The sequence below is a fragment of the Desulfosporosinus acidiphilus SJ4 genome (assembly GCF_000255115.2).
Taxonomy (GTDB): Bacteria; Bacillota; Desulfitobacteriia; order Desulfitobacteriales; family Desulfitobacteriaceae; genus Desulfosporosinus; species Desulfosporosinus acidiphilus.
On the sequence record NC_018068.1, the window covers coordinates 3,814,397 to 3,831,147 of the forward strand.

The following is a 16,751-nucleotide window of genomic DNA, read 5'->3' on the forward strand; positions in this document are numbered from 1 at the left end:
CTCTCTGTTCATTATTTAAACACCTTACTTGGGGAGATTGTTTTGTATTTGTTCAAGAAGTCGTATTTTTACACATTCTTGAGCGACGCGGATCGCATTATAAATCGCCTTGTTTTTGGAACTTCCATGACAGATAATGCTGATTCCGTTAACTCCCAACAGTGGAGCCCCGCCATATTCGGCATAATCCATCATTTGAGCTATTTCCTTCAGTCCTGGCTTAACGGCAAGGGCTCCTAATTTTCGCAGCATCGTTGAAGTGATTTTCTCCTTAATCTGCTCAAACAAAACCCCTGCAAGGCCTTCTGCCGTTTTCAGCAGCACATTGCCTACAAAACCATCGCAAACAACCACGTCAGCCCGGCCATAAGGAACATCCCGGCCCTCAACATTCCCCGTAAAATTGATGGGAGCATTTTTTAGAAGTTCATAGGCCTTCTGGACTAGATCGTTCCCTTTCCCTTCTTCGCCGCCGATATTCAGCAATCCGACCCGCGGATTGGAGATCCCTAAGATTTTTTCGGCATAGACGCTTCCCATAAGCCCATACTGGCAAAGTTGTTCCGGCGATGCATCTAAATTAGCACCCACATCAAGAATTAATTTTCCCCCCTGTGCTGTGGGCAGGACAGTAGCAATCGCAGGACGTTCAATTCCCTTAATTCTACCCAAGCCCAACAAAGAGGCAGCCATTTGTGCCCCGGTGCTCCCTGCACTGACAAGAGCATCGGCTTCGCCTTGCTTTACCATACGGGTCGCTACTACAATGGACGAATCTTTCTTTTTTCGCACAGCGTTCGCAGGATGTTCATCCATTTCCACGACTTCAGAAGCCTCAACCAATGATAGGTTAGCTGGACATGAGTCGGGCAAGAATGGTTGGATGCGAACTTTTTGCCCAACCAGCAAAAGATGTAACTCGGGATTTGCTTCTGCCGCCCTCAAGACCCCTTTAACGATCTCTTCGGGAGCATAGTCACCGCCCATAGCATCTACAGCAATTCTCATCTATTCCATCTCCATTTCCCGTACTTCCTCTTTCTCTTTGGCAAATAAAATCCATTGTCCTCGAAGCACAACCTCTGTGTTAACCAGTAACAAGACTTCCACCCAGTATTTGTCACCTTTTCGTTGAGAAACCTTACCCTCTGCAACGACCAATTCTCCTAATTGAACAGGACGAATAAACTTAAGTTCCACACTCCCAGTCAAAGCTACCGGTGCATCCACCAAGGCAATGGCTAACGAATTGGCTTGGGCAAACAGATAATGCCCCCTGGCAACTCTCGCTTTGGCCAAGACCATGCTTTCCTCAATCGTCATTGCAGAACGAGCTCTTTCCCCGATAACCAACTCCTGAAGTTCACCAATCACTTCTTGATCATCCAGAGATTTTAACGTTGAATAGGCTTCCTGCGCAACTACTCTGGTTCGTTCTCTTACTTCGGGTATCCCCAGGACACCCCGATCCAATCGAATGGTTGAAACACTTACTCGAAAGCGTCGGGCAAGTTCTTCATCTGTAAAAAAAGGATGTTTGGTTAATTCCGCTTCAAGAACTTTGCGGCGTTCTTCTTTACCATATCGAACCATCGCTATCACCAAATCTTACTCTATATTTCCTACCGCGTTAACCATCCGCGAATTAACTAAAAGGTAAATCAATTTCGAAGTTCGATCATCGCAATTGTGACCTGGTCACAATTATAAACTATCTCAAACGTTATTACAAGAAATTAGCCTGTCGAAATAGGAGGGGAAGAAAGCAATAAAGAAAATAAAAAAACAAAGAACCCTAAATATAGAATTCTTTGTTCTCTCAAAACCTTATAAACCTTAAGCTTCCTTGGAAATAACTACTTTGGAATTATAGTACCCACAGTTTGGGCATATATAGTGCGGCAGTTTCGGTTTATGGCATTGGGGGCATTCAATGTGGTTTGGTGCAGTGATTTTCCACATAGCCCGGCGTTTACGTACTCTTGATTTTGATTGGCGATGTTGCGGAACACCCATAATTACACCCCCTTTAAATTCTCGAAAATTGATTAGTCATTGGCTTGCCACTTGGCCAGTGCTGCAAATCGAGGATCTATAACTTCCTCTTTACACGAACATTTAGTCTGGTTTAGATTCGCACCACAGGTCAAACATAAACCTTGACATTCCTCTGAACAAACAAACTTCATAGGTAAAGCCAACACAAGTTGTTCAAAAATTCGTTGACTAATGTCAACCTCATCCTTTTCTAAAAGAAGTGCCGACTCCAGCAATTCTTCCGTCGCCTGCGCCGGGAAAGCCCATTCATCTTGGTAGGGTAAATTAAGAGGGTAATCGAAAGGTTCCAGACATCGTCCGCAGATTACTTTCAGTTCCGTCTCAATTGTTCCGCTAACCAGCACTGCTTTATTTGTGTTGATTACCTGAAGTTGTACGTGTACAGGCGCTGAGAAGGAGAATGATTCTGTACCTAATTCAAATGGCGAAAAATTTTCCACTACATCAAAATGGATGCTTTCTCCAGATGTGCGACGAACTTGAGCAACATTCACTTTCACCTTAAATCACCCCAATACACATACACCATTATAGTTGGCACATTTTTCTTTGTCAAGGAAAACTCTTTACACCTATTTTGCCGTCAATTCCTGTGCGTCGAGAGCAATCATCAATTCCTCGTTGGTCGGAATCACAAGAACCCGGCAACGGGCATTCGCTTTAGAAACGTCAACTTCTTCACCGCGTACCTTATTTTTCTCCAAATCAAGTTCAATGCCGAAGAATTCCATGTTGGCACAGATTGAAGCACGGGTACTCGCCGAATTTTCCCCAACCCCTGCTGTAAAGATAATGGCATCGACACCGCCTAATTCGGCAACATAGGCTCCAATATACTCCCTGACATCATGAGCAAAAATATCCAGAGCTAACTGAGCACGAAAATTACCATGCGAGGCTGCCACTTCTATATCTCTAAAGTCACTGCTAACTCCAGAAACGCCAAGGGCACCGCATTTGGTATTCAAAAAATCATTCATTTGATCTACATTAAATTTTTCTTTGTTCATAATATAAGTTACAATTGCCGGGTCTAAAGCTCCGGAGCGTGTACCCATAAGCAATCCGTCCAGAGGCGTAAATCCCATAGAAGTTTCCATAGACTTGCCGCCTTTGATGGCGGAGATAGAAGCACCATTTCCTAAATGACAACTGATCAGTTTTAAGTCTTTAAGAGGCTTTTGCAGAAGTACTGACGCCCTTTGGCTGACATATTTATGCGATGTGCCATGAAAGCCATATTTCCGAATGCCATATTTTTGATAAAATTCATAAGGTAAACCGTAAATGTAACTATCCGGTTTCATGGATTGATGGAAGGCGGTATCGAAGACTGCTACTTGAGGCACATTGGGCATGATGGCCTGGCAAGCTTTGATCCCGGCAATATTTGGCGGATTATGCAGCGGTGCCAATTCTATACATTCATCAAGAGCTTTCATCACATCATCATTAATAACCACAGAATTTGCAAATTTTTCTCCGCCATGAACAACCCGATGACCCACAGCAGCAATTTCACCCAGGTCTTTCAGGGCACCATATTCAGGAGATACCAACGCTTTAAGTACAAGTTCAATGGCCACGGAATGATTGGGGATGCTCGTTTTCATAACTTCTTTTTTCCCTGAGGCGGTAGTGTGAGTGAGAACCGAACCTTGAAGACCAATTCGTTCTACAAGCCCTTTGGCGATAGGGTTTTTAGTATTCATGTCAATGGCTTGATACTTCAGTGATGAACTTCCACAGTTTATTACTAGAATTTTCATTTCTAATCCCCTTCGTTTTTCCAGTCTCTTTTAGAATTCTCTTTTTAAGATAGACTTAGTCTTCCCCGGAAAATTTGAATTTTTTCATAACTATAGTCTTCCACATTTTCCCATGGAATCTTCTTTTTCCTCAGTGAGTGTAGCACAGTTTTTAAGGTTATTTCAAGCCCTATCTCCATTTTTCTTCCAATTTCAGAAGATTGCGCTAAAACTTGCTTTCCTGCTGACTGAATTGCTTCAATTGCAAAACCAAGCTGAAAATTACAATATTCCCAATAAAAGGCATGGCCGGAGGACTCTGATATACTGGCAGACTTCTAGAGCCTGATATTTTTCCATATAAATTTAAAAAGAACACCACGAAAGGTCGATCTCGATTCGCTAGCCGTATAAGGTATTTATTTCCACAGCACCAGTTTTCATTCTTTGATGGTCCTCTAAGCGGCATGAGGGTCTGATAGTATAAAGAAAGGTGGAGGAGGGTGATCTTTCTATGTCTGTAGTGATTCGCGTAATAGGTTTAAGTCTCCTTGCCTTGGGCATGTTTATATATCCTCAGGAAGTTCTTAACTCTGCCGGTGCAAGCTTAACTTTATGGTGGCGTTTTGTTCTCCCGGCCTTACTTCCCTTTTTCATTCTTTCGGAGCTTCTCATGGCTTCAGGCTTTGTCCATTTCCTCGGAGTTTTTCTGGAATCATTGATGCGTCCGATCTTTCGGCTTCCTGGTCAAGCAGCCTTTGTGGTGGCTATGGGGTATACCTCGGGCTTTCCTATGGGAGCAGTTCTCACCGCCAGACTTCGCAAAGCGGGCAAAATATCCCGTATTGAAGGAGAGAGATTACTGGCATTTACCAATAACCCAAGTCCTGGGTTTATGTTTGGGGCAGTTGCTTCGGGTATGTTAGGAAAACCATCTCTTGGAGTTGTCCTAGCCGCTTCCGTTTATCTCGCCAATCTCATGGTAGGATTTCTCTTTCGTTTTTACCATTTCTCAGCCTCCCCTGCGCAATCGCTCAGATTGCCCTCGTTCCAACAGGCCTGGCACGAATTAAAAACCGCCCAACTCCAGGACAAACGCACCCTAGGACAACTTCTCAGTGACTCCATCAAGCAAAGCTTTACAACGGTACTCATGGTTGGTGGGTTTATGGCCTTTTTTTCTGTAATTCTCCGTCTCCTAAATATCTGGCGTATTACCTTTTTATTAGCATCTCTGAGTCATTATCTAGTAAGAGCAATTCCTTTATCAATTCAGCAAGCTTTCTTTAACGGCCTCTTAGAGATGACCATCGGTTGTCAACAAAGTATCCAGGCAGTTCCAATTATCAATCAGCAAATAGCTTTGTTGGCCTTGCTCATGGGTTGGAGTGGTCTGTCCGTATTTGCTCAAATTATTGGTTTCATTAGCGGTACTGATTTGAGAATTGCACCTTTTATTGCTGCCCGAACTCTCCACGGAATTTTCGCTTTAGGACTAAGTCAACTCTTCCTAAAATTCGCAAAATTGCCTGTCATGGCACTGCCCTCCCAGAGTCTTAGTCCTCAATCTCAATTCTGGAGTACATGGCACCTTAGTCTTCTCATGTTTCTTGGTGCGTCAGGGATTCTTCTCTCTCTTGCTGCCAGCCAGCGGTTACATCGTTAAATGATATCGAACTCTATAATCCACCGGAATGAGAAAGGGAGAAGGAAGAGCACGATCCTTACTCTTCCTTCTCTCTTTCGTAGTTAACCTTTTGTTCTTTGTCCTCTTTAGCTAAACCTTTTAATTCTTCATGATTCTTCCGCAAAGATTGAAGTGTTTCAAACAAACTCTCTTCAACATGTTGAAGCATATCATCCGCATATTGAACTGCTCCAACCTTCACATTATGAGCAAATGTCTGAGCTTGTTTTACAATCTCTTCTCCATAGGTCTGAGCCTGCCTCACGACTTCATGTTCCACTGCCATCTTGTCTACATAAGCTTTTCCACGATCCATGAGTTTTTGGGCTTCCGCTTGTGCTTCATCGAGGATGCGCTGCCGTTCTTTCAAAACCCATTTGGCATTTTCCAGCTCTTCCGGTAAAGCGGCACGCACTCGATCAAGAAGTTCAAAAATCACGGCATCATCCACAAGGACTTTCCCAGTCATGGGGATTTTAGGTCCATGATCTATAATTTCTTCTACCTCATTGATTAAACTCAAAACATCCTCTTCCACGTAAATCCTCCCCCTCGCTATATATCCATTCTCTGGATATACCAAACTTTTGTATCACCATAGAGACTTATTTTCCGAACTTCTAAAGGATGAGATGTATTATCTGTTACATCCAGTTGTTCATCTTTTGCTGTTTCAGCAATAATAACGCCATTGGTTTCTAAATTTGAGCTGCAACTCAAGACAGCTAAAGACTTTGCTGCTAAATCTTTATGATAAGGGGGATCTAAAAAAATAAGGTTAAAGACTTCATCCGGATTGTTCTCTAAGTACTTGAAGGCATCCACCAATAAAACTTTTGTCTTTGAACCTATGCCAAGCCGATCCATATTCTCTCGGATCACATTATGGGCATTGTGACTCTTTTCAACGAGAACCGCTTCGCGTGCTCCCCGGGAAAGTGCTTCAAAGGCTAAATTTCCTGTGCCTGAGAAGAGATCAAGCACACGGGCATCTTGAACTCGGTCCCCTAAGACATTGAATATCGCACCTTTTACTTTATCCGAAGTCGGACGCGTCATCATTCCTTCCACTGCCTTTAGAATTCGTCCCCGCATTTCACCGGCTATAATTCTCATATACCCTCCAAACTTCATTATAGCAGAGCTTATACAGCTTTTCAGCCAATAATTTAGTTAATTGGACATTTTTCGTTTAGTATAACACAAATACTCTAAACTCGTTCTTTAATTTTCTTTGCATATGATTTATGTTTTTGCCAATACTATCCTTGTATTCGGTGATTTTTTATAATCATAGAATACTCTTCCCCCATCCAGCTCTTCCTTTCGTTTTTCCTCTCTGTTCACTGGGAGCTAATTAAAGCCCCAGTGACTTTTTAAAGTAAAGGAGTTATAAGAAAAATGAACAAATCTCAACTTTATCGCCACCTTAATGTCCAGGTTGATTTAGCGGTTGAAGCGCATCAGATGCTTCGCGGAGAGAGCGGCGAAGAAATTCCGGGGGTGATCATGGATGAGCAAAAACTCGACCATGCCAAAGTAACCATTATTACTGTGGAAACCGATGAAGGTGTTGAAGCCATTGGTAAACCCAAAGGTCAATACATCACCATCGACGCACCGGAAATCAGAAATAATGATTATTCTGTGCATGAAGCTATTACTCAAATTCTAGCCGACCGCTTAATTGACCTCATGGATCTCTCAGAAGATGCCAGCATCTTGATCATTGGTTTAGGCAATTGGAACGCTACACCGGATGCTTTAGGTCCGCAAGTCATTGACAAGACTATGGTAACCCGTCACCTCTATCAACTATCTCCCGAAGAATTAAAGGGCAAAATGCGCAAAGTAAGTGCTATATCCCCCGGAGTCCTTGGTACGACAGGTATTGAGACTGCCGAAATCATACGCGGAATTGTTGATCATGTAAAACCCGACTTAGTCATTGCCATTGACGCCTTAGCAGCCGGCTCTCCGGAACGTATTGGCACCAGTATTCAGTTAGCCGATACAGGGATACACCCAGGTTCAGGCGTTGGAAATCCCCGGGCCGGGATTAATGAAGAAACTATTGGCTGTAAAGTTATTGCTATTGGTCTGCCAACGGTACTGAACGCTGCCATCATTGCCCACGATGCAGTTGAAGGTATCTTCAAAGAATTTGTGACGAGTCCTTCTCTCTATAAACTCTATAAGGGCATCAAGCCCGAGGTTTATAGTAAAATTATTGATGATGTGCTCTCACCCTTTCAAGGCAATCTTATGGTCACCCCCAAAGAAATTGATTCGCTGATTCAAATTTCGGCTAAGATTATTGCCGGCGCATTAACGATCAGTCTACATCCAGGTATTGACCGTGAGGATTATGAACGATATCTGCAATAGTCCGCCGACTTTGACGATCTGACTATAGTTGTCAGAAAAACAGGGAAAAAGGCCAGGTAGTTTATACCTGACCTTTTTCCTTGAATGCCTTATTACGTTATTGGGGAGTATTGGGAAAGCTTTTGTGTTTGCGATTGGCAATCCCAATCTCTTGAGCGACTTCATACTTGAACTTCTCTAATTCCGGTGAAAGTTGGACCATAGGTTTCGTTGTTTTAGCCAAAGCTTACACCCCCATAGATTTATTCAGTAAGGCAGCAGACCTGCTTCGCTGCTGCTTCGCTTTCAACCTTTAGGCTTTGTTCACTCATATTATTCTTCTTTTGGCTTAAAACAATACTCGGCAATTCTTTCCAAACGAATTAGCTTGTTAAAATGAATTAATTCTTCACCTAATGAACTCCGATTTTATCGGGCGGAAACATTTTTTGAACTTCTTGAAAGAGCAACGGATACTTTTTAGGTTCCCGCAAAGCCTTCTGGGCCATCTGATAAGCCTTTTCCACAAGCTGCCCATCACGAGAAAGATCCGCCAGGTGCAGCTGTCCCAGTCCATGCTGCCGGGTGCCTAACAATTCTCCGGTTCCGCGCAGCCTCATGTCTTCTTCTGCGATTTTAAAGCCATCTTCCGTCTGACAAAGAATATCTAAACGACGGCTGTGAGTTTGTTCCGACAGCAAAAAGCAATAGGATTGTTCACTTCCCCGGCCAACCCGCCCTCGAAGTTGGTGCAGTTGAGCTAAACCAAATCGTTCTGCCGACTCTATGACCATAACGGAAGCATTAGGGACATTTACTCCCACCTCCACAACCGTCGTTGCTACTAGGATATCAATATCTCCCGCTTGAAATTCGGCCATAATACTGTCCTTTTCCGAACCCTTCATCTTTCCATGCAGCAATGCCACTCGACAGTGAGAAAATCTCGCTTGGAATTCGGAAGCTCTCTGGGTCGCCGAAATGAGATCAAGCGTCTCTGACTCTTCAACTAAGGGACATACCACATAGATTTGCCTTCCCAAATTAACTTGCTCTTCCAAAAATTTCTCAAGCTTTGGACGACTGCGTTCCGTTAGTTTCCTGGTAACAATCGGTTTTCTTCCTGCCGGCATCTCATCGAGAACAGAAAGCTGCAAATCTCCGTAGAGAGTCAAGGCTAAAGTTCTGGGAATTGGCGTTGCTGTGAGTACTAGTACATGAGGGCTGTCACCTTTGCCCTGAAGCATTGATCTTTGGCGAACTCCAAAGCGATGTTGTTCATCGGTTATTGCCAGCCCCAGAGCTTTAAATACCACCGACTCTTGTATCAAGGCATGAGTCCCCACAATAACCTGGGCGCTGCCCTCCGCAATCCCGGCCAAAACGCCTTCTCTCTCACTTTTACTCTGACTTCCCAGTAAACAAACCACTGTAATGCCCAAAGGAGTGAACACTTTCTCAAGGGCCTGAAAATGTTGAACAGCTAGGATTTCTGTAGGTGCCATCATAGCTCCCTGATATCCTGAACCCACTGCCCGCAGCAAAGCCGCCATTGCGACAGCTGTTTTGCCAGACCCTACATCTCCCTGAACCAAGCGAGCCATCCCCTGAGGTTTAGCCATATCTTGAAAAATCTCCTGAATCACACGCTGTTGTGCTCCTGTCAATTGAAAGGGCAAACTCTTATAGAAACTTTGAATCTCTTTTTCCCCTCCAAGCAGCGGGGGACTTCCAAGCCGCACTAATCCCTGCCGCAGCCCGGCAAAGGCTAATTGTAAAAGGAGCACCTCTTCCCAGACTAACCGATCCCTTGCTCTTGTAAGACGAGCGTAGTCCGCAGGGAAATGAATTTCTCGATGGGCTATGGGTCGTTCCATCCATCCATTTAATTCACTCTCCGGAATTATCTCAGGAAAGTTCTTCTCAACTTCATTCATTACATTTTTAATGATACTGCGAATAGCTTTGGAGGATAAGCGTGCAGTTTCCGAATAAACTGGCAAAATCGCCGGCGACCTAGGAACCGCTGAAGAATCGGTAGACTCTCCCACTTTTTCCATTTCAATATCTGTCACTAAAAGTTCCGGAACCTGTTGCTGCCAACGTACTTTTCCTGTCACGATAACTCTTGACCCTACAGGGTATTGCTTCAAAATAAACGTCTGATTAAACCATATCGCTTGGATTAAACGTCCTTGTTGCTCAATACTCAGCTTGACCACCTTAAGCCTGCCTCTGATAATTTGCCCGGCTGCGACTTTACCGGATAGGGTAGCCGACTCTCCGTCTTTTAATTCAGAAATCAGGCGTTTACGACGATCTTCATATCTGCGGGGATAATAAAGCAGCAGATCAAAAACATTTTGAATCCCCAATTTTTCTAATTGTTTCGCTCTCTCCGGGCCAACCCCTTTTAAAAACTGGAGGGTCTTTTCCCCTTCATTTCGTTTCGAAGATTTAGCTTCTCTATGGTCAGATTTAACATGATTATGTAGTTGCGCTGGTTTATGAACAACCTTATCGATTTTCCTCGCCGGCGCTCCTTGAAAGAAATCCTCACCCCAAGCTTCTTGACTTTCAGACCTTTCCGGCTTCCCCGGTAACTCTAGTCTTTCTGATCTTCCTTCTCTTTCTGGTCTTTCTAGTCTTCCGGATCTCTCGGAGCTCTCTGGTTTCTCTTTGTTTATTACCCGGTCTTTTGTCTCCGGTATGTCCTCAAAATTTTGCCCCTGCTGAAAGCGATTTTCTGCTTCCAGCAAAATCTCTTGCCGAAAACGCTTTAATTCCGAGAATGCTTCTCGTCGCCGAAGGGGACTCCAGGCGGAATAGTTTTGAGCTAATTCTCGCAGGAGTGCCATATCGTAACCTGGAAACAGTTGTTCAAGTCTGGAAAGTATTCCTCTCAAGAAAGAACTAAACCCTCCTAAAACCCCCGTGTTCAAGAACCCTTGTTTTTCTTCAGCAATCAGTGCTCTTTGAAGGTTATTGAGGACAAGTTGAATTTGAGTAAAATTCATAGAAAATCAGCTCGGATTTTGCGGCCGGTAGGAGTCATGGCAAGGCCGCCTTGAGCTGTTTCCTTCAAAGAACAGGACATTTGCTGTCCGATCTCTGCCATTGTATCGATAACCTCATCAATAGGAATGGCGCTTTTCACCCCTGAAAGAGCCATCTCGGCTGCTGTCAGGGCAATCATTGCTCCTGTGGCATTGCGTTTTACGCAAGGCACCTCAACCAGCCCTGCAACAGGATCACAGACTAAACCCAACATTGACTTTAGAGCAATCGCAGCACCGTCCGCCGTTTGTCGGGGTGAGCCCCCCGCTAATTCTACCGCAGCTGCGGCAGACATGGCCGCGGCCGATCCGATCTCCGCCTGGCATCCGCCTTCGGCCCCCGAGACATTGGCTCGATCGGTAATAACCATTCCTAGACCAGCCGCTGTAAAAAGGGCAGATAACAACTCCGTTTCCCCGACTCCGAGAATTTCTTCCAAGGTTAAAAGAACTGCCGGCAAAACACCACAGGAACCGGCTGTCGGCGCCGCAACAATTCTCCCCATGGAAGCATTGACTTCAGCGACAGCCAGGGCCCTGGCAATGGCGCCACTTAATGGAGCTCCGAGTAAAGTAAGTCCACTTTTGCGGCGGGCTTCGATTTTTGCCGCGTCCCCCCCCACCAAGCCGGAGACCGAACGTCGATTGCCACTCAATCCCATGTTGACAGACTCGCGCATAACCTTAAGATTCTTTCCCATGCGTTCAAGAAGAGCTTGCTCCGGTATTTCCAGTTCCTCAATTTGATTTAGCAGAACAACCTGGCTAATTTTTAGACCCTTATTTTCAGCCAAAACAACCCAATCTTCATAGGCACGCATTCGGCCACCTCCTATTCCAGCGGTTCAATCGCCAAGGCCTGTTTAACGCTCGGAAGTCTCCGCGTTAAACCCAGTACAGCTTCATCAATCTTTTGATCCGTCTCCAAAACCATTAAGGCTTGGGCACCTTTCTTCTCACGGGAAACCCGCATTGTGGCAATATTAATCTGAGCAGTGGCTAAGAGTAACGTTACTTGCGCCACAACTCCAGGTAAATCTTGATGCAGGATGACTAGGGTGGGGTAATCCCCGTTAATATCCACCATAAAATTATTTATTTGACGAATTAAGATGGCCCCTCCCCCAATAGACGACCCCACTACTTGAATTGTTCCCATACTGCCTGTTAAATTAAACTTTACCGTATTAGGATGTACGTCCCCGAGATCATCTGTTTCAAAGCGAATCTTTAAGCCCTGTTCTTGGGCAAGTTTAGGAGCCTCGGGAATTCTTTCATCATCCGGCGACATGCCCAAAAGACCCGCTATTAAGGCCAAATTGGTTCCATGTCCCTTTCCCGTCTGGGCAAAGGAACCATGAAGCGTGATAACCCCTTCAAGAGGTTCCTCCCCTAAAATTTTCCTGGCCATGGTGCCTAAACGAACAGCACCAGCTGTATGTGAGCTTGATGGTCCGACCATAATCGGTCCAAGAAGATCAAAGACATTACTTTTACTCACTGTTCCATCTCCCGCAATAAATTGAGACATACTTCTATAACTATATTATACGTTCTTAATACATTTTTACCGTTCATGTCTGCGGTCTTTTCCCGCCCCGATAGGTGGAGAAAAGAAAACCTCCGGAAATTCCGGAGGTCAACCTATTCCACGCCAAAAATATAATAGTAGAGCGGTTGTTTACCGGGGTGAACTTCAACTTCCACATTTGAGTTTTCTTCTTGGAGCCAAGTTTTTAACCGTTCAACTTCGTGTAGTTCCGTATCTTCTCCATAGAATATGGTAACCAAATCACGGTCTTTCCACTCCATTTTCTCCAAAGTTGCTTTAGCAACTTCAAGAAGATTTTGTCCTGTTTCGACAATTGTATCTTCGACTAAGCCAAGAATATCCCCTGCGGCAATGGCCAATTCCCCAAACTGTGAATCTCGTACCGCATAGGTCACTTCACCGGAACTGACGTTCTTTAAAGAACGCTCCATATTTTGAAGGTTAGCACTCGTTTCGCCTTCGGGATTTAGATTTAAAAGGGCTGAAATTCCCTGAGGCACCGATTTGCTGGGAATGACATAGACTTCTCGATCTAAAACCACATCTTTTACTTGACGTGCAGCCAAAATAATGTTCCCATTATTCGGGAGAATAAGGACTTTACGTGCTCGGACTTTGCCAACGGCAGCCGCTAAATCCTCTGTACTGGGATTCATAGTTTGTCCGCCCAGGACCACCTCATCAACACCCAAACTTAAAAAAACATCGGCTATTCCCTGTCCCATGGCCACGGCAACGACACCATATTCTTTCATAGGTGCTGCCTTGGTCTCCACACTCTCAGCAGATTCTGCGGATTTTGACTTCATGGCATGAGCCATAGCTTCATTTTGTTCCAACATATTGTGAATTTGCACTTGATGAAGTGATCCCCACTGAATTGCATAATCCAAAATCTTGCCCGGGTTTTTAACATGCACATGAATCTTTACTACTTCAGGAGTTCCCACCACAAGTAAACTATCCCCGCGATCGAATAAATCCTGACGAATTCTATCCACTTGCAAATCTGAGCCTTGAACAAGGAATTCCGTACAGTAGGGGAATTCTAAATCCTCAATCTGGATAAAACCTTGATTGGCTTGGCTATGCTCCTCAGAATGAGGAGTTTCCGCAGTGGGCCTTTGCTCCTGCTGGAATCCAACCTTAGTGGTTTCCCCAGTCAAGACTCCGATCCATCCGCCCAAAATAATCAGAAATCCCTGCCCCCCTGCATCTACCACACCGGCCTGCTTCAAAGCCGGCAACATATCAGGTGTTTTAGCAAGGGATTCTAAACCCTTCTTATGAGCTTCTTGCAGCGTCTCAAGAAGCGATCCTCCGGCTTTAGCTTTACTGAGCGCGGCTCGGGCTGTTTCCCGGGCAACCGTAAGGATTGTTCCTTCAACAGGTTTCATAACTGCTTTATAAGCCGTGTCAACCCCGGATTGCAAAGCCAGAGCCAATTGAAGAGGATTAGCCGCAGCCAGTCCGTCCAGTCCTTTGGCAATTCCACGTAAAAGTTGTGAAAGAATGACTCCTGAATTACCACGGGCACCCATTAAGGAACCCATTGAAGCAGCAGCGGCAATATCGCTTATCGTAGCTCCGGTCGCCTTCTCAGCATCCCTGGCAGCGGATTGAATCGTTAGGAACATATTTGTTCCCGTATCTCCGTCAGGCACAGGAAAAACATTCAGAGCATCAACATCCTGTTTTTTTAGTTCTAAGGCCTGGGCACCGGCAACCATCATTTGTTTCCACTCTTGCGCTTCGAGAACGCTCTTTGCGTTTGAAACTGGTCTCAAAACAGTATCCCCCTAATCTTTCGCACTACTCTAAAACGCGAACTCCTTGTACGTTCACATTCACTTGGGATACGTTCAATCCCGTAAGTTTCTCTGTGGTATAACGAACGCGTTCCATGACATTAGCAGCGACTTCGGAAATTCGAACACCATAACCCACCACAATATGGAGATCAATTACCACTTCATTTTCATTAAGGGATACAACAACCCCTCGGGCCAAATTTTCACGACCCAGCAAATCAACAAATCCATCGGTAATTTTGCGGGATGCCATACCAACTAAGCCGTAGCATTCTACAGCAGTGGCACCGGCAATAGTGGCGATCACTTCTTCCGAAATCTCGATTTTACCTAAGCTATTATTTATTTCCTTTCCCATAAAGGACCCTCCCCTTCCAGCTTAGTCCACATGGATTCCATTTTACCAAGTAAATCAAAAATGTTCAAAGAAAACTTTGGATATTTACTAAAGTCAGCGAAAAATAGTTTTAGACATAAGAATTTAGGAAAATTCAGGTGGGAAAACCTTGCCAATCTCTTTGACTTTTGCTAAAATAGTTAAGTATCATTTCGGCTGCAAAGGAGGATTTAGAGCATGGCCAATGTTTGTGCAGTATGCGGCAAAGGGGTTGTCACCGGATTTCAAGTCAGCCACTCACATATAAGATCTAAACGCACTTGGAAACCTAACCTGCAGAGCGTTCATGCTATTGTGAACGGTACTCCTGCCCGGATCAAAGTTTGCACCAGATGCTTACGTTCCGGCAAAGTCCAACGCGTTAGCTAATGAATCAAAAGTCCGACGATGGGTCGGGCTTTTTTCATACTATCGGAAAGCAAGCCTGCATTTAACCTTCCTATCACAAGTTCACCTTGGCAGCCGCCCGTGCCGCCAAGGTTTTTTAGCGTGATTGGCCGAGTGGGTTGGCCGATTATCTAACGTTCTGCTCTTTCTCTAAGAACCTCTAAATCCTCTTTAGAAAATAGATAATGTTCATTACAAAAATGGCAAATCATTTCAGCCTTCCCGTCCGAGATTAAGTCTTCCAATTCTTCTCTGCCCAGCGAGACTAGAGAATCCCCTAAGCGGTCCTTGGAACAGGTACAGGAAAATCCAACCGAACGACGCTCCAGGACTTGATAGGGAAGTTCTCCCAACAAATGGCCAAGCATTTCATCAATACCACGGCTCTCAGCCGCCAATTCGCTGATTCCGACCTTCAACTGCCCGAGGACATCTTCAAGCACCTGAATATCCTCATCCTTCGCTCCAGGCAGAGGCTGCATTAAAAAGCCGCCTGCCCCTGCCACATGATAGTCCTTTTCAACAAGTACTCCCAAGAGCATAGCCGAAGGGATCTGTTCCGACGATAATAAATAATGAACAAGATCCTCCGCAACTTCACCGCTGACCAGCGGAACCATACCGGTATAAACTTCTCCGTTCTGCAAGCTCCGGCTCACCGCCAGCTCCCCAGCTCCCACCGCCGTCGCTACATCAAGCTTGCCATTGGGCTTTAACGGCAGCTCTACCCACGGTTCCCTAACATACCCCCGAACTTCCCCAAGAGCATTACCCACGCTTACGACACCCTGCAGAGGCCCGTCTCCCAGTATGCGCAGAGTCACACTCTCATCGCCCTTCAGAGAACTCGCTAAGATAAGCGTCCCAGTCATCGCTCGGCCCAAAGCCGCTGCAGCGACAGGAGACAAACCATGACGTTTCCTCGCCTCTTCAACCGTATCCGTCGTCCTCACGGCAACCCAACGGGCCCTGCCCTCAAGCATCGTACCAATCCAAAGTTCATCCTGCTGCATTAATCTTCGTTCCTTTATCTAATTTTATAAGACCCTCAAGCTAATAAGACCACCAAAACCCACCCCTCGTGAACCTCAATGGTAACGCGCTCCCCTAAAGAGACATTGCTCACTCCCCGCGGAACATCCTGCCGCAAAACACCATGTTCCAGAGGATAATATAATCCCTCAGTACTGACAACAGCCCTCTCAGAAAGCGCTATCAAGGAAAGCTCCTGTCCCTTGTACGTCGAAATTTCCTCCCGCCCTTGGAGAACCCACATCTCATGATCAGGGTCCGCTAAATGAATGCGATACCCTTGCCGGGCGTAAGCCAGCATCAGTGCTAAATTACCTAAAAAGTGATCCATTCGTTTCCCTGTGGCGCCATAGAGCCAGATCTCCTGCTCCCCAGCAGAAAAAGCTTTCTCTTTGGCCCGCAGGAGAGCCAGTTCCAAATCCGTTTCGTCCTTTTCCCGAGGAAATTGTTCAATAAAACAACCGGCATTGCGGCATTGACTTAAATTCTCGCCGGTAACCGAATCCAGATCCCCGATAAGCTGTTCCGGCATAAATCCGGAGTTAAGTGCATGATTGGCGCCGCCATCAGCACAAATCAAATAGTCCACCTTGTCCAGTGCTTGTTTTCCCCATTCTGAATCCCAAGCACCATTCGCCAATACCGCTATCATCATT

The 16,751-nt window shown here is 45.2% G+C and carries 18 protein-coding genes; 3 read left to right on the forward strand and 15 right to left on the reverse strand.

Annotation, left to right across the window (positions count from 1 at the left end):
- Positions 1 to 24: 24 nt before the first annotated feature.
- The 5 genes from plsX to DESACI_RS17475 all read right to left on the reverse strand — a co-directional run bounded on the left by plsX (position 25) and on the right by DESACI_RS17475 (position 3,827).
- Positions 25 to 1,008, reverse strand: coding sequence for a phosphate acyltransferase PlsX (gene plsX, locus DESACI_RS17460; RefSeq protein WP_014828528.1), 984 nt, complete (start codon positions 1,006 to 1,008; stop codon positions 25 to 27).
- A complete protein-coding gene (gene fapR, locus DESACI_RS17465) occupies positions 1,009 to 1,593 on the reverse strand; it encodes a transcription factor FapR (protein ID WP_041276600.1) in 585 nt (194 codons plus the stop codon). It abuts the gene before it with no gap.
- A gap of 243 nt (positions 1,594 to 1,836) precedes the next feature.
- Positions 1,837 to 2,016: a 50S ribosomal protein L32 gene (gene rpmF / locus DESACI_RS23800; RefSeq protein ID WP_014828530.1), complete on the reverse strand. Its 180-nt coding sequence runs from the start codon at positions 2,014 to 2,016 to the stop codon at positions 1,837 to 1,839.
- Between the two features lie 32 nt (positions 2,017 to 2,048).
- On the reverse strand, positions 2,049 to 2,558 hold the full coding sequence (locus DESACI_RS17470; RefSeq protein ID WP_041276125.1) for a YceD family protein: 510 nt from the start codon (positions 2,556 to 2,558) through the stop codon (positions 2,049 to 2,051).
- A gap of 72 nt (positions 2,559 to 2,630) precedes the next feature.
- On the reverse strand, positions 2,631 to 3,827 hold the full coding sequence (locus tag DESACI_RS17475; RefSeq protein ID WP_014828532.1) for an acetate/propionate family kinase: 1,197 nt from the start codon (positions 3,825 to 3,827) through the stop codon (positions 2,631 to 2,633).
- 493 nt (positions 3,828 to 4,320) lie between these two features.
- On the opposite strand from DESACI_RS17475, the gene ylbJ reads away from it, so the two are divergent.
- Positions 4,321 to 5,472 (forward strand): sporulation integral membrane protein YlbJ, encoded by a 1,152-nt coding sequence (gene ylbJ, locus DESACI_RS17480; protein ID WP_014828533.1) that lies wholly within the window; start codon positions 4,321 to 4,323, stop codon positions 5,470 to 5,472.
- Positions 5,473 to 5,530: 58 nt separating this feature from the next.
- On the opposite strand, the gene DESACI_RS17485 is transcribed toward ylbJ, so the two are convergent.
- Together DESACI_RS17485 and rsmD are read right to left on the reverse strand one after the other, a co-directional pair.
- The gene (locus tag DESACI_RS17485) at positions 5,531 to 6,031 is read right to left on the reverse strand and encodes an ATPase (RefSeq protein ID WP_014828534.1); all 501 of its coding nucleotides are present in this window, start codon (positions 6,029 to 6,031) and stop codon (positions 5,531 to 5,533) included.
- A 17-nt stretch (positions 6,032 to 6,048) separates the two neighbouring features.
- On the reverse strand, positions 6,049 to 6,627 hold the full coding sequence (rsmD, locus tag DESACI_RS17490; RefSeq protein WP_083845613.1) for a 16S rRNA (guanine(966)-N(2))-methyltransferase RsmD: 579 nt from the start codon (positions 6,625 to 6,627) through the stop codon (positions 6,049 to 6,051).
- A gap of 267 nt (positions 6,628 to 6,894) precedes the next feature.
- On the opposite strand from rsmD, the gene gpr reads away from it, so the two are divergent.
- Entirely contained in the window at positions 6,895 to 7,881 is a 987-nt protein-coding gene (gpr, locus tag DESACI_RS17495; RefSeq protein WP_014828536.1) for a GPR endopeptidase, read from the forward strand.
- A gap of 97 nt (positions 7,882 to 7,978) precedes the next feature.
- Here gpr and DESACI_RS17500 read toward each other — a convergent pair whose 3' ends face one another.
- The 6 genes from DESACI_RS17500 to DESACI_RS17525 all read right to left on the reverse strand — a co-directional run bounded on the left by DESACI_RS17500 (position 7,979) and on the right by DESACI_RS17525 (position 14,637).
- Positions 7,979 to 8,104, reverse strand: coding sequence for a small, acid-soluble spore protein, alpha/beta type (locus DESACI_RS17500; RefSeq protein ID WP_148271324.1), 126 nt, complete (start codon positions 8,102 to 8,104; stop codon positions 7,979 to 7,981).
- A 169-nt stretch (positions 8,105 to 8,273) separates the two neighbouring features.
- Positions 8,274 to 10,877, reverse strand: a complete 2,604-nt coding sequence (recG, locus tag DESACI_RS17505) for an ATP-dependent DNA helicase RecG (protein ID WP_014828537.1) — start codon at positions 10,875 to 10,877, stop codon at positions 8,274 to 8,276.
- Complete coding sequence (sdaAA, locus tag DESACI_RS17510) at positions 10,874 to 11,737, reverse strand: L-serine ammonia-lyase, iron-sulfur-dependent, subunit alpha (RefSeq protein WP_014828538.1); 864 nt, start codon at positions 11,735 to 11,737, stop codon at positions 10,874 to 10,876. The genes recG and sdaAA overlap by 4 nt, the downstream gene beginning before the upstream one ends.
- Positions 11,738 to 11,748: 11 nt before the next feature.
- Entirely contained in the window at positions 11,749 to 12,417 is a 669-nt protein-coding gene (gene sdaAB, locus DESACI_RS17515) for an L-serine ammonia-lyase, iron-sulfur-dependent subunit beta (RefSeq protein WP_014828539.1), read from the reverse strand.
- 143 nt (positions 12,418 to 12,560) lie between these two features.
- Positions 12,561 to 14,201, reverse strand: coding sequence for a DAK2 domain-containing protein (locus DESACI_RS17520; RefSeq protein ID WP_049804136.1), 1,641 nt, complete (start codon positions 14,199 to 14,201; stop codon positions 12,561 to 12,563).
- 79 nt (positions 14,202 to 14,280) lie between these two features.
- Entirely contained in the window at positions 14,281 to 14,637 is a 357-nt protein-coding gene (locus DESACI_RS17525) for an Asp23/Gls24 family envelope stress response protein (protein ID WP_014828541.1), read from the reverse strand.
- 216 nt (positions 14,638 to 14,853) lie between these two features.
- Here DESACI_RS17525 and rpmB point away from each other — a divergent pair, with 216 nt between their 5' ends.
- The gene (gene rpmB, locus DESACI_RS17530) at positions 14,854 to 15,045 is read left to right on the forward strand and encodes a 50S ribosomal protein L28 (protein ID WP_014828542.1); all 192 of its coding nucleotides are present in this window, start codon (positions 14,854 to 14,856) and stop codon (positions 15,043 to 15,045) included.
- Positions 15,046 to 15,194: 149 nt separating this feature from the next.
- On the opposite strand, the gene hslO is transcribed toward rpmB, so the two are convergent.
- Both hslO and DESACI_RS17540 read right to left on the reverse strand, forming a co-directional pair.
- On the reverse strand, positions 15,195 to 16,076 hold the full coding sequence (gene hslO / locus DESACI_RS17535; protein WP_014828543.1) for an Hsp33 family molecular chaperone HslO: 882 nt from the start codon (positions 16,074 to 16,076) through the stop codon (positions 15,195 to 15,197).
- Between the two features lie 35 nt (positions 16,077 to 16,111).
- Positions 16,112 to 16,750, reverse strand: coding sequence for a thiamine diphosphokinase (locus DESACI_RS17540; RefSeq protein ID WP_041276602.1), 639 nt, complete (start codon positions 16,748 to 16,750; stop codon positions 16,112 to 16,114).
- Between the last annotated feature and the right edge of the window lies 1 nt (position 16,751).